At 58.3% G+C, this 13,581-nt stretch carries 8 protein-coding genes, 1 tRNA gene and 2 rRNA genes; 8 read left to right on the top strand and 3 right to left on the bottom strand.

Annotation, left to right across the window (positions count from 1 at the left end; all coding sequences use genetic code 11):
- The first annotated feature begins 4 nt into the window (after positions 1-4).
- The 6 genes from J3P76_RS21195 (at position 5) to J3P76_RS21170 (ending at position 7,208) form a co-directional block, all read left to right on the top strand.
- A tRNA-Ala gene (locus J3P76_RS21195) sits at positions 5-80 on the top strand.
- 250 nt (positions 81-330) lie between these two features.
- Positions 331-3,222, top strand: a 23S ribosomal RNA gene (locus J3P76_RS21190).
- 154 nt (positions 3,223-3,376) lie between these two features.
- Positions 3,377-3,492, top strand: a 5S ribosomal RNA gene (gene rrf, locus J3P76_RS21185).
- Between the two features lie 150 nt (positions 3,493-3,642).
- A complete protein-coding gene (locus J3P76_RS21180; RefSeq protein ID WP_434609550.1) occupies positions 3,643-4,302 on the top strand; it encodes a paraquat-inducible protein A in 660 nt (219 codons plus the stop codon).
- Positions 4,289-4,912 carry a paraquat-inducible protein A gene (locus J3P76_RS21175; RefSeq protein WP_434562296.1) on the top strand — a complete coding sequence of 208 codons (624 nt, stop codon included), beginning with the start codon at positions 4,289-4,291 and terminating at the stop codon, positions 4,910-4,912. The genes J3P76_RS21180 and J3P76_RS21175 overlap by 14 nt, the downstream gene beginning before the upstream one ends.
- Entirely contained in the window at positions 4,905-7,208 is a 2,304-nt protein-coding gene (locus tag J3P76_RS21170; protein ID WP_434562298.1) for an MlaD family protein, read from the top strand. Before J3P76_RS21175 ends, J3P76_RS21170 begins: the two co-directional genes overlap by 8 nt.
- A 116-nt stretch (positions 7,209-7,324) precedes the next feature.
- On the opposite strand, the gene mksF is transcribed toward J3P76_RS21170, so the two are convergent.
- Genes mksF through mksB form a run of 3 tightly spaced genes read right to left on the bottom strand, consistent with a single transcriptional unit; the run spans position 7,325 to position 12,139 of the window.
- Positions 7,325-10,165: an Mks condensin complex protein MksF gene (gene mksF / locus J3P76_RS21165; protein WP_434609553.1), complete on the bottom strand. Its 2,841-nt coding sequence runs from the start codon at positions 10,163-10,165 to the stop codon at positions 7,325-7,327.
- Complete coding sequence (gene mksE / locus J3P76_RS21160; RefSeq protein ID WP_181289764.1) at positions 10,162-10,869, bottom strand: Mks condensin complex protein MksE; 708 nt, start codon at positions 10,867-10,869, stop codon at positions 10,162-10,164. Before mksE ends, mksF begins: the two co-directional genes overlap by 4 nt.
- Complete coding sequence (mksB, locus tag J3P76_RS21155; RefSeq protein ID WP_434609559.1) at positions 10,859-12,139, bottom strand: Mks condensin complex protein MksB; 1,281 nt, start codon at positions 12,137-12,139, stop codon at positions 10,859-10,861. The genes mksE and mksB overlap by 11 nt, the downstream gene beginning before the upstream one ends.
- Before the next feature lie 181 nt (positions 12,140-12,320).
- Between mksB and J3P76_RS21150 the strand changes: the two genes are divergently transcribed.
- Positions 12,321-13,106 carry an energy transducer TonB gene (locus J3P76_RS21150; protein ID WP_434609561.1) on the top strand — a complete coding sequence of 262 codons (786 nt, stop codon included), beginning with the start codon at positions 12,321-12,323 and terminating at the stop codon, positions 13,104-13,106.
- Entirely contained in the window at positions 13,099-13,551 is a 453-nt protein-coding gene (gene rimI, locus J3P76_RS21145; RefSeq protein WP_047229376.1) for a ribosomal protein S18-alanine N-acetyltransferase, read from the top strand. Before J3P76_RS21150 ends, rimI begins: the two co-directional genes overlap by 8 nt.
- The last annotated feature ends 30 nt before the right edge of the window (positions 13,552-13,581 follow it).

Genomic DNA, 13,581 nt, shown 5'->3' with positions numbered 1-13,581 from the left:
ATACGGGGCCATAGCTCAGCTGGGAGAGCGCCTGCCTTGCACGCAGGAGGTCAGCGGTTCGATCCCGCTTGGCTCCACCATTACAGATTGGTTCCAACGTTTAAAGCTTAGAAATGAGCATTCCATCCGCGGGATGATGAATGTTGATTTCTAGTCTTTTGATTAGATCGTTCTTTAAAAATTTGGGTATGTGATAGAAAGATAGACTGAACGTTGCTTTCACTGGTAACGGATCAGGCTAAGGTAAAATTTGTGAGTGGCTCTTAGAGCCAGATCGAATTTTCGGCGAATGTCGTCTTCACAGTATAACCAGATTGCTTGGGGTTATATGGTCAAGTGAAGAAGCGCATACGGTGGATGCCTTGGCAGTCAGAGGCGATGAAAGACGTGGTAGCCTGCGAAAAGCTTCGGGGAGTCGGCAAACAGACTGTGATCCGGAGATGTCTGAATGGGGGAACCCAGCCATCATAAGATGGTTATCTTGTACTGAATACATAGGTGCAAGAAGCGAACCAGGGGAACTGAAACATCTAAGTACCCTGAGGAAAAGAAATCAACCGAGATTCCCTTAGTAGTGGCGAGCGAACGGGGACTAGCCCTTAAGCTTCTTTGATTTTAGCGGAACGCTCTGGAAAGTGCGGCCATAGTGGGTGATAGCCCTGTACGCGAAAGGATCTTAGAAGTGAAATCGAGTAGGACGGAGCACGAGAAACTTTGTCTGAATATGGGGGGACCATCCTCCAAGGCTAAATACTACTGACTGACCGATAGTGAACTAGTACCGTGAGGGAAAGGCGAAAAGAACCCCGGAGAGGGGAGTGAAATAGATCCTGAAACCGTATGCGTACAAGCAGTGGGAGCCCACTTTGTTGGGTGACTGCGTACCTTTTGTATAATGGGTCAGCGACTTATTTTCAGTGGCGAGCTTAACCGAATAGGGGAGGCGTAGCGAAAGCGAGTCTTAATAGGGCGTCTAGTCGCTGGGAATAGACCCGAAACCGGGCGATCTATCCATGGGCAGGTTGAAGGTTAGGTAACACTGACTGGAGGACCGAACCGACTACCGTTGAAAAGTTAGCGGATGACCTGTGGATCGGAGTGAAAGGCTAATCAAGCTCGGAGATAGCTGGTTCTCCTCGAAAGCTATTTAGGTAGCGCCTCATGTATCACTGTAGGGGGTAGAGCACTGTTTCGGCTAGGGGGTCATCCCGACTTACCAAACCGATGCAAACTCCGAATACCTACAAGTGCCGAGCATGGGAGACACACGGCGGGTGCTAACGTCCGTCGTGAAAAGGGAAACAACCCAGACCGTCAGCTAAGGTCCCAAAGTTATGGTTAAGTGGGAAACGATGTGGGAAGGCTTAGACAGCTAGGAGGTTGGCTTAGAAGCAGCCACCCTTTAAAGAAAGCGTAATAGCTCACTAGTCGAGTCGGCCTGCGCGGAAGATGTAACGGGGCTCAAACCATACACCGAAGCTACGGGTATCACGTAAGTGATGCGGTAGAGGAGCGTTCTGTAAGCCTGTGAAGGTGAGTTGAGAAGCTTGCTGGAGGTATCAGAAGTGCGAATGCTGACATGAGTAACGACAATGGGTGTGAAAAACACCCACGCCGAAAGACCAAGGTTTCCTGCGCAACGTTAATCGACGCAGGGTTAGTCGGTCCCTAAGGCGAGGCTGAAAAGCGTAGTCGATGGAAAACAGGTTAATATTCCTGTACTTCTGGTTATTGCGATGGAGGGACGGAGAAGGCTAGGCCAGCTTGGCGTTGGTTGTCCAAGTTTAAGGTGGTAGGCTGAGATCTTAGGTAAATCCGGGATCTCAAGGCCGAGAGCTGATGACGAGTTACCCTTTGGGTGACGAAGTGGTTGATGCCATGCTTCCAAGAAAAGCTTCTAAGCTTCAGGTAACCAGGAACCGTACCCCAAACCGACACAGGTGGTTGGGTAGAGAATACCAAGGCGCTTGAGAGAACTCGGGTGAAGGAACTAGGCAAAATGGCACCGTAACTTCGGGAGAAGGTGCGCCGGTGAGGGTGAAGCACTTGCTGCGTAAGCCCACGCCGGTCGAAGATACCAGGCCGCTGCGACTGTTTATTAAAAACACAGCACTCTGCAAACACGAAAGTGGACGTATAGGGTGTGACGCCTGCCCGGTGCCGGAAGGTTAATTGATGGGGTTAGCTAACGCGAAGCTCTTGATCGAAGCCCCGGTAAACGGCGGCCGTAACTATAACGGTCCTAAGGTAGCGAAATTCCTTGTCGGGTAAGTTCCGACCTGCACGAATGGCGTAACGATGGCGGCGCTGTCTCCACCCGAGACTCAGTGAAATTGAAATCGCTGTGAAGATGCAGTGTATCCGCGGCTAGACGGAAAGACCCCGTGAACCTTTACTATAGCTTTGCACTGGACTTTGAATTTGCTTGTGTAGGATAGGTGGGAGGCTTTGAAGCGTGGACGCCAGTCTGCGTGGAGCCATCCTTGAAATACCACCCTGGCAACTTTGAGGTTCTAACTCAGGTCCGTTATCCGGATCGAGGACAGTGTATGGTGGGTAGTTTGACTGGGGCGGTCTCCTCCTAAAGAGTAACGGAGGAGTACGAAGGTGCGCTCAGACCGGTCGGAAATCGGTCGTAGAGTATAAAGGCAAAAGCGCGCTTGACTGCGAGACAGACACGTCGAGCAGGTACGAAAGTAGGTCTTAGTGATCCGGTGGTTCTGTATGGAAGGGCCATCGCTCAACGGATAAAAGGTACTCCGGGGATAACAGGCTGATACCGCCCAAGAGTTCATATCGACGGCGGTGTTTGGCACCTCGATGTCGGCTCATCACATCCTGGGGCTGAAGCCGGTCCCAAGGGTATGGCTGTTCGCCATTTAAAGTGGTACGCGAGCTGGGTTTAGAACGTCGTGAGACAGTTCGGTCCCTATCTGCCGTGGACGTTTGAGATTTGAGAGGGGCTGCTCCTAGTACGAGAGGACCGGAGTGGACGAACCTCTGGTGTTCCGGTTGTCACGCCAGTGGCATTGCCGGGTAGCTATGTTCGGAAAAGATAACCGCTGAAAGCATCTAAGCGGGAAACTTGCCTCAAGATGAGATCTCACTGGAGCCTTGAGCTCCCTGAAGGGCCGTCGAAGACTACGACGTTGATAGGCAGGGTGTGTAAGCGCTGTGAGGCGTTGAGCTAACCTGTACTAATTGCCCGTGAGGCTTGACCATATAACACCCAAGCAATTTGTAGACTCGAAAGAGGCCAGATTGCGGTGTTGTGAAGACGAAACGAACCGAAAGTTCGAGATGCTCACAAGCAACACGCTATCACATACCCATTCGCTGGAACGTGACCGCAAGGCACGCGCTGGCTACCGAATTTCTTGACGACCATAGAGCATTGGAACCACCTGATCCCATCCCGAACTCAGAAGTGAAACGATGCATCGCCGATGGTAGTGTGGGGTTTCCCCATGTGAGAGTAGGTCATCGTCAAGATTAAATTCCGAAACCCCTATCTGCTGATGCAGGTAGGGGTTTTGTTTTTGCTCGTCATAAAAATCCGCGACGGCTCATGTTAAATTTGCACAGTTATTTTTGAGCCGCAGCACTAGAATAGCCGCACCTTAGTTGAGCCCAGAGCTGTTTATGCCCGATCCGTCAGACATTGATAGGTTGTCAGATCTACCCCTGGACGATCTGGTAGCGTGTCATGAGTGTGACCTGTTGATGCGCAAGCCTCAGTTGGCCGATGGCGAGAAAGCCGAATGCCCGCGCTGTGGATACGAGCTCTACGCCCACCGGCACAATGTGATTGATCGCAGCCTTGCCCTGGTTGTCGCCGCTCTGCTGTTGTATGTACCCGCGAACTTTTTACCCATCATGCAGCTCAATCTGCTCGGACAATCCGCCCAAGACACCGTCTGGAGTGGCGTGGTCGGTCTGTTCGGCACCGGAATGCAAGGTGTATCGGTGGTGGTATTTCTATGCAGCATGGGCATTCCGTTGCTCAAGTTGCTTTGCCAATTGGCTGTACTGCTGACCATCCGCTGGAACGTTGGAAGAAGTTACGGCTTGTTGTGGTATCGCATTTATCATCATCTAAGGGATTGGGGGATGCTCGAGGTTTATCTCATGGGCGTACTGGTTGCCATCGTCAAACTTGCGGACATGGCAGCGATTACCGTGGGGTTGGGCCTGGTGTGCTTTATCAGCTTGTTACTGGTTCAGGTCTGGCTGGAAGTGGTGATGTCACCGCACCAGATCTGGCACGCGTTGTCAGGGGAAGACGTCCATGCGAGCAATTGATGCGGGCATTTTGGTTTGCACTGAATGTCATGAATTGAATCGGCAGGACGACGCCGCCCAGAAGCAAGTCTGCACTCGTTGTGGCGCTCGTATTCACCCTCGGCGTCCCAACAGCTTGATGCGGACCTGGGCACTGCTGATCACGGCAGCGATTATCTATATCCCTGCCAACGTACTGCCAATCATGACCATCAACTCGCTCGGCCAGGGCGCGCCCAGCACCATCATGGCGGGTGTTATCGAGCTGGTTCAACACGGCATGATTCCCATTGCAGCGGTGGTATTCATTGCCAGTATCGTAGTCCCCACCTTCAAGTTGGTCGGTATCGCATTGCTGCTGTTTTCCGTGCAACGTCACCAACCCATGTCGGCGCGCCAGCGCATCCTGATGTATCGCTTCATTGAGTTTATCGGCCGCTGGTCGATGCTGGATATTTTTGTAATCGCCATTCTGGTGGCGGTGGTGAATTTCGGCCGGCTTGCCAGTGTCGAAGCCGGTCTTGGCGCCATCGCGTTTGCCAGCGTGGTGATCCTTACAATGATTGCCGCAGTAACCTTCGATCCCCGACTGATTTGGGATAACACGGAGTCGGATGACGACCATGACTGATTTGCCTACTGCTAAAACCCGACCGGCTTCAAATTGGTCGGCCATCTGGGTCCTGCCGTTGATTGCCTTGATTATTGGCGGCTGGCTTGGCTGGCGTGCTTATAACGAGACCGGTATTGAGATCAACGTGCGTTTTGAAAGCGGTGAGGGCATCCAGGTCAACAAGACAGAGGTCGTCTACAAAGGCATGACGGTCGGTAAGGTGAAGGACCTCACGCTTGATGATGAAGGAAATTCGAAGGGGGTCATTGCGACCATCGAGATGAACAAGGAAGTCGAGCAATATCTCAAGACCGGCACACGTTTCTGGCTGGTCAAACCAAGTGTGAGCCTGGCAGGGATTACCGGGTTGGAGACGTTGGTTTCCGGTAATTACGTCGCCATCAGCCCGGGGGAAGGCGAGTCGACTCGCAAGTTCAAGGCCTTGGCCGAAGAGCCCCCGCTGTCTGACGCCAAGCCTGGCCTGCACTTGACGATCAAGGCCGATCGACTGGGGTCTCTGGACCGTGGCAGTCCGGTTTTCTACAAACAGATCCAAGTTGGCCAGGTGAAAAGTTACTCACTGTCCGAAGATCAACGCGCAGTAGAGATCAAGGTCTTTATCGAGCCGACTTATGCCAGCCTGGTCCGCAAGCACACGCGCTTCTGGAATGCCAGCGGCATTAGCATCGATGCCAATTTGTCAGGCGTCAAAGTACGCAGCGAGTCGCTGGCCAGTATCGTGGCAGGCGGCATCGCGTTTGCTACTCCGGAAAACCGCAAGGACAGCCCTCCGACGGATCCAAGCCTGCCATTTCGCCTGTATGAAGATTTCGAGGCAGCCGCCGCCGGGATTCGCGTCAAGGTCAAGCTCAGTGATTTCGAGGGATTGCAGGCTGGCCGTACGCCAGTGATGTACAAGGGCATCCAGGTCGGCAGCCTGAAGACGTTGAAAGTCGATCCGGACCTGTCCAGCGCCAGCGCCGAGTTGACGCTCGATCCGTTGGCGGAAGATTACCTGGTCGCCGGCGCTCAGTTCTGGGTCGTCAAACCATCGATTTCCCTGGCGGGCATCACGGGCCTGGAGGCGTTGGTGAAGGGTAACTACATCGCCGTGCGCCCTGGCGACAAAGGCGGAGCGCCGCAGCGCGAGTTCGAGGCCAGGGCGAAGGCGCCGCCGTTGGACCTTCGTTCACCCGGGCTGCATCTGGTCTTGCTGACCGAAAATCTCGGGTCGCTGGAGGTCGGTAGCCCGATCCTCTACAAGCAGGTCAAGGTCGGATCGGTGCAGAGCTACCAGTTTTCCCGCAAGAAGAAGCAACTGATCATCGGAGTGCATATCGAGAAGGAATACGAAGGGCTCGTCAACGGCTCCACGCGGTTCTGGAATGCCAGTGGCGTTACCCTCACGGGCGGCTTGACCGGCGGGATACAGGTCAAGAGCGAGTCCCTGCAAAGCTTGATGGCCGGGGGGATCGCTTTCGAAACTCCTGAGCCGAACGTGCCGCTGAAACGGCGCATCCCCCGGTTCCGTTTGCACGAAGATCGTGAAACCGCGCAGCAACGAGGCACTGTCGTGACGATCAAGGTCGATCGTGCCGACGGTTTGCGCAGCGGCACGCCGATCCGGTTCAAGGGGTTGGATGTGGGCAAGATCGAGGACGTCGACCTGAGCGCCGATATGCAGTCGGTGCTGGTTACCGCACGTATCACCGAAGTGCCCGAGCGTATCGCCCGCACAGGGACTCAGTTCTGGGTGGTCAAGCCTGAATTGGGACTGATGAAGACATCGAATCTGGAAACCCTGGTGACCGGCCAGTACATCGAAGTGCAGCCCGCGACGAAGAACCTGGGGCCGCAGAAAAACTTCGTGGCCTTGGCCGAACCACCCGAAAGTGTTGTTCCCGAAGCTGGCTTGAGCCTGGTGTTGAGTGCCGCCCGACGTGGTTCGTTGAAGATTGGCGTGCCGGTGACCTACCGCGAAGTGACCGTGGGTAAAGTCACGGGCTACGAGTTGGGCCAGACGGCGGACCGGGTGCTGATTCACATCCTGATCGAGCCTAAATACGCGCCACTGGTGCGCAGCGGTACACGTTTCTGGAACAGCAGCGGCTTCGGCCTGGACTTCGGCCTGTTCAAGGGCGCGACGGTGCGAACCGAGTCGCTTGAAACCTTGATCCAGGGCGGTATCGCATTCGCAACGCCAGACGGCGAGCGGATGGGCAACCCGGCACGCCCGGAGCAAACCTTCCCGCTGTTCGACAAGTTTGAAGATGAATGGCTGACCTGGGCGCCGAAGATCAGTCTCGCCAAGTAAGCTTATCGGATGCAACACCCGTGGCGAGGGAGCAAACTCCCTCGCCACTGAGTATGCGATAACAAAAAAGGCCGCGATCCATTGGATCGCGGCCTTTTCACATCCAGATGATCACCTCAAACCGAATCCAGCTCCGGTTCATCGGCCTGGACGTTTATCGTGGCCTTCACGGCATCATGGCGACGAATGTATTTCCAGTCCGCCTCATCGATGTAGATGCCGTTCGGGCCGCTGCCGCCCTCCAGGTCGATGGCGACACTGGCGCAGACCTGTGGCTTCACGCTCGCCAGGATCGGCACGAAGCCCAATTGCAGACTGGTTTCCAGCAGTGCGGCCTGGTTCTTCTCGTCGATGTCCGCCGCTTCGTCCAGGTAGTACGGCAGGCGCACGCGGCCGGCCTGTTCACGGTCCATCAGGTGCAGCAACAAGTACATGTTGGTCAGCGCCTTGATGGTCATGGTAGTGCCGTTGGACGCCGCGCCGTCGATGTCGGTGTGGATCACCGGCTGGCCATTGACCTTGGTGATCTCGAATGCCAGTTCGAACAGGTCCTTGAGGCCGAGCTGGTTGTGGTTCGCCGCCACCAGTCGTGCCAGGTACTCCTTGGCTTCTTCGTTCTTGTTGTCCTGCTCGGCGCTCTGGCTGAGGTCGAACACCGACAGCGTCTCGCCTTCCTCGTACTGGCCGGCGCTGTGGATGATCTGGTCGATGTGCTTGAGTGCTTCCTTGTTCGGCGCCAGGACGATACGGAAGCTCTGCAGGTTGGACACCTGACGCTTGTTGATCTCGCGGTTGAACAGCGCCAGTTGATGCTCGAGGCTGTCATAGTCGCTGCGGATGTTGCGCAGGGTTCGGGCAATGTCTGTGACGGCCGCGCGGCGCGCCTTGCCCAGGGTCAGGGCCTCGTCGGTGCGGTGGGCATAGGCGTTGATCAGCAGTTGCAGGCGCCGCTCCATGTCGTCTTCGCTGTCGAACTTGGCTACGCCCTTGAGGCGTACCTGGGCATACAAGGCCTCGATCTGACCGTCAACCCGCAGCAGCCCTTGCCAGCTGTCCTGGTAGTCGTTGAGCAGTGGCAGCAGGTTGTCCATGGAATCGTCGACCGGGTCCATGAATGGCGTACCGAACGGCAGGTCCGCCGGCAGCAACTGGCGACGGCGCAGGGCGTCGTCGAGGGTGCGCTGCTTGGCTTCCATGTCGGCGATCTGCCGGCCCACCAGTTGCAACTTGGCGGACAACTGCTGGACGCGCTCGGTGAAGGCATCGCTGGAGCGCTTGAGCTCATCCTGGGCGGCTTCCATCTGCGCCAGTTGCTCGAGCTTCTCGCCCTCTTCGGCACTCAAGGTCTGGGTGCGACGGAAGTCTTCCAGGGCTTTCTGTGCATCCAGCACTTGTTGGTACAGCGCCTCGGTCTGGGTCTTGCTTGCGGCGCGGTCGGCGGCCACGGCTTGCTGGGTCTTGAGCTGCTTGAGTTCTTTTTCCAGACGCTCTTTCTGATCCCGCAGCGCGGCACGGTCGGCCAGGGCTTGCAGGGCCGGCGGCTCGATGTGGGACAGGTCGATGGACAGGCCCGGCACTTCGAACCGCTCGCCCTTGAACCCGTCGAGGATCAGCTCCATGGACTTGACCCACTCGCCGTTCTCATCCAGCGCGATGCCATGTTCGCCCAACGGCAGGCTGAACAGGGCGCTGTTGAACAAGCGCATCAGGCGTTCCACGTCCTGCTGGGAGAACTCTTCGCGCAGGCGGGCGTAGCTGTTGTTGTCGGCGTGGTCGAGTTGCTGCTTGACCGACTTGAGGCGTTTTTCCAGGTCCCGCAGGCGCTCTTCCAGGTCTTCGGCGCTGAATTGACGGGACTGGGCCAGGGCGCCGGCCAGTTCGTCGTGAGCGTCCTTGGCGGCGAGCAGTTGCTGCTCCAGGACCTTGGCGTCATCCACCAGGGCAAAGCGATGCTTGAGCACCGACAGCTCGCCTAGCCAACGCTGGATGCCGCTGATTTCCCGCTCCAGGCGCATCAGCTCCTGAGTGCCGCCGCGTTGGTCGTTCTGCAGCGAATCCTGCTCGTTGCGGTAATGCTCGGCTTGGATGGTCAGCTCTTCCTTGCGTGCACTGGCGTAATCCGACCAGGTGCCCAGCAGCGAGTCGAGCAGCGGCGAGAGCCGATGCAGTTTGCCCCGCAGGACATCGCGCTGCTTCACGCCATTGGCCAAGGCTTCCACCAGCGGACCGGCCGCCACGAGTGAGTTGTAGTCCTGCTCCATGCGTCGTACGTCGCGGAAGGCTTCTTCGCACGCCGCGATGTAGTCCACGCTGCCGGAGCGCAGGCTGTGCTCGAACGCATCGAGGAAAAGTTGTTTGAGCTTGGCCGCGGTGATTTCACGCATGTGCAGCAGGTTGATGAACAACGCGCGGAAGGTCTTGAGGCTTTGCTCGCTGGTGGAGCGAAGCGGAATCAGCGTCAGGTCCAGCGGAATCGAAGTGTGGCCGCCCACCAGCAGGCGACGCAGTTCATCCGGCTTGAGTTCGTAGGCTTTCAGGCCCTCGCGCTCCAGGTTGGTGAACAGTTCTTTCTGCCGCAGGCAGGTGTCGTTTTTCTGGTAATGAGCCAGGTCCAGTTTGCCGGCATAGGCAAAGAACTGGTGGCCGAAACCGCCGCCAGGGCCGCGACCTACCACGCCAATCACGTGTGGGCCGTGGGGCAGGGCGACTTCCACCAGAATGTAGCTGGTGTCGGAGGCAAAGTAGAAGCGCCGGGATTGTTCCAGGCTGTACTTGCCGAAACTCATGTCCGACATGCGCGCCAGGATCGGAAACTGAAGGGCGTTGATCGAGGCGGATTTACCCAGGTTGTTCGCGCCGTACACCGACAGCGGTTCCTCCAGGGGGAACAGGCCGAGGCTGTAGCCGGCGGTGTTCAAAAGGGCAAAGCGGCGGATGCCGTAGCGTTCCTTGCTCATGCGTCGGTCTCCTGTTCTTCGGCAATGGCGCGGGCCAGTGCGTCTTCTTCGCTTTCTTCTTCACCGTCGAATTCACTGAGGTCCAGCGGGTCATCGGTCTGAAGCAGTTTTTCGTCGCTGTCTTCGTCGATCAGCACCGGCGCTGGCAGCGGCAACACGCTGTGCAGGCTGGCGGCCAGGTCGCGGTCCTGCTGGACCGACAGGCAGACGTCGAGGAAGCGATGCATTGGCGGCAGGAAGCGGTACACGCCGTTCTCTTCGCTGGCGAAACCCAGTTGGGTCATGCGGCGCATGATTTTTTCTTCCAACTCTTCCTGGGTCTGCACTTCGGCCTGGATGAACAGGTCGCGGTATTTCTCCAGCAGCGAAGGCAGCTCATCACGGCCCAGGCTGCCACCGTCGAGCACGGCGATCGGGTCGCGGCCCTGGTCGGCCAGGTGCTCGACGAGGATGAAGGTAAACAGGGCCAGGCGCTGGGCGGTCTTGTTCACTGCCGCGGCGGCCAGGTCTGGCACGAAGTAATAGAACCCGCGGGTATCGCACACCAGCTCGAAGCCCAGGGCCTTGAACAGCGTGCGGTATTGATCCTGGAAGTTCGATAATTGGGCGTACAGCTCCGGGTCGCGGCGGCTGACGTGATAACCCTTGAACAGCTCGCGGAAGATCGGCGCCAGCTGGGACAGTTCGGATAGATCAAGATGCATGGGGGATGCTCGCAGAATCCTCGGCGGCGGTGTCGCCGGCCGAGAGCAGGGCGAAGGAGCGCAGGCTGACCTGATGCTCGTGAGTATGGTAGTCGCGGCGTTCCAGACGCTCGCGCTTGAAGCGTTTTTCCCGCGACAGGCGCGAGAACCAGTACAGCAATTCGTCGGTGGCGCCGTCCGGTTCCTGCTCCAGCAGCCACGTCATCAGGTCCGGCATCGGCAGGGCATCTTCGCAACGCTCGACCATCTCGCGCACGGTGCGTGGCGCACGCGGCGCATCGCCGCCCTTGTGGGCCTTGTGAGACTTGGGGAACCGCGCCGGTTTTGGTTCGAAGCGGGCCAGTGCATACACGTAGGCTTCGACCTGGCTGGCGCTGCCCAGGAAGGTGCTTTGCGGTCGGGTGAACAGCGGCATCGCCGCTTGCGGCACGGCATCGAGACCTTTACGGCGAATGGCGGCCAGGGCCAGGGCTGCGCCACGAGTCACGGCGTTGTGGCGGCGGGCCTCTTCGCGCAGCGGCAGCAGCAGCTCACGCGCATGGCGCAGGGTCAGCTGGGCGCTGGTCTGCATCTCCAGGATTCGCGCGTGAGTGCGCAGCAGCATGTCGTCGTCCACCAGGTGACCGAGGCGCTGCTGTTCGGTGAGCATGCGCAGCAATACATTCTCGACCTTGCGCACACCTTGCTCGAACGCGCCGTCGGCGTTCACCAACTGGATCATCGGCTCGACGTATTCGTCCCAGGTCGCCAGCACTTCGGCGTAGCGCTGGCGCAGCGGGATCTGCCGGTCGCTGGTCTTGGCCCGTTCGGCGACGGCGACCAGCGCCTGTTCGTCGTTGGCGAGCTTCTTGAGAACGTCGCGCACGCGCATGTCCAGTAGGCGCAACTGGCGGGCGAGGTCGTTGCCGTCGCGCACATCGAAGGCGTCCTGGATATAGCCGGCCAGACGCTCGAGGTGGCGCAGGTAGGCTTCGATTTCCAGGCACAGGCCCAAGCGGTGTTCGCGGCGCAGGTAGGCGAGGAAATCGTGGATCTGGGCGTTGAGCTCGAAGCGGTTCGGGCTTTTCGCGACCGGTACGAGGATGTCCAGGCGGATCCACACGTCCAGCAGATGGGTGATGTCCTGGGGCGTGCTGTCCAATTGTTGGGCGGCCAGCTGTGAACGCAATTCGTTGAGGCTCAGGGTGCCCTGGTCGAAATGCTCACACAAAGGTTCCAGCAATGCCCAGTGTTCAGCGAGGGCGCGCAAGACGCGCTTGGGTTCGATCATCGCAATGGCCGTCGGGTTGGCAATTAAAAGCGGCGATTGTACTGCATCGGGCCGGTTGCGATTCACCCCCGAGACGGACTGTCGTCGCGTATTGATCAACTAATCCACCGACAGGGAAGCGGTCCGCGCCGAAGGGCGGTAGAATCGCTGCCACTTTCAGTTATCCCCAAGTGGCCGACCTTTGCTTATCGAGTCCCGTCGCCGCGCTTATCTGACCGCCATGCAGGTGGTCAATTGGCTGCCGCGTACCGAATTGCCCTTTGCCGCGCCATCGCGGCCTGAGCTGTTGGAAACGCCGGAGCCGGTGGAAATCGCGCCGCCTCACGCAGCGCCCGTAGCCAAGGCTGCCGCCGAACCGGTTGCGCCTGCCGCTGAACGGCCGAAAATCGAAGTCCCGCGTCCGAGCTTGGCCTCGACCCGTACGAATGCCAAACCGGTAGAAGAGGCCGACGTAGCGCCGGCCCCGATCAAGGTCGCCCATGTGCCGCCGCCGCGCTTCGCCCTGCAATTGCTGCGGGCCGGCCGTTGCCTGTTGCTGGTGGAGTTACCCACAGGCGAGCCGTTCCAAAGCCGCGATCCCGCTTACCTGTTGCTCAAGGACATGCTGCGCGCCGCTGGCCTGCCGGACAGCCCGCAGATCATTGGCGAACCGGTGCGCTGGCCGTTGTTGTCGCGGGGCACGATGGACCAGGGGCCCGAGGCGGCTCGGGATTTCGTCCAGGGATTCGTCTCGGCGCGGCTCGAAGACGAACCGTGTGTGTGCTTGTGGCTGGTTGGCCTGCCCGCGGTGAAATTCGCTGGCGAGGCGGACTTCGACGCGTTCTACCGTGAATTGCAGGTCGAAGGCCTGGGCTCTGCCTGGGCGTTGCCGGGGCTTGAATCGTTAATGGAAACGCCACAGCGCAAGGCTGAAGTCTGGCAAGCCATGCGCCGGCTGATGGCGCGCTGGAAAGAATCGAATGAGTGACGCTGTATCGTTCCGCCCGATGACCGAGGCGGACCTCGACGCTGTGCTGAAGATTGAATACGCGGCCTATAGCCACCCGTGGACCCGCGGGATATTTCTTGATGGGCTGGGCAAATACCAGATCTGGCTGATGTTCGAAGGCCAGCAGCAAGTCGGCCATGGGGTGGTGCAGATCATCCTGGATGAGGCGCACCTGCTTAACATCACCGTCAAACCGGAAAACCAAGGGCGGGGCTTAGGCCTGCGGCTGTTGGAACACCTCATGTCGATTGCCTACAAGGCCGAGGCGCGTGAGTGCTTCCTGGAAGTGCGCGACAGCAATCGCACGGCGTTCCGACTGTATGAGCGCTATGGCTTCAACGAGGTTGGGCGGCGCCGCGACTATTACCCTGCCGTGGGTGGGCGCGAGGATGCGGTGGTCATGGCGTGTACGCTGGTGGATTGAATCGACTGGTCTGCGGTCATCGCGAGCAGG

This window comes from Pseudomonas sp. D1-36 (assembly GCF_051132205.1).
Lineage (GTDB): Bacteria > Pseudomonadota > Gammaproteobacteria > Pseudomonadales > Pseudomonadaceae > Aquipseudomonas.
The sequence above is the reverse complement of the archived record's forward strand: the minus strand, read 5'-3'. Positions and strand labels throughout refer to the sequence as shown.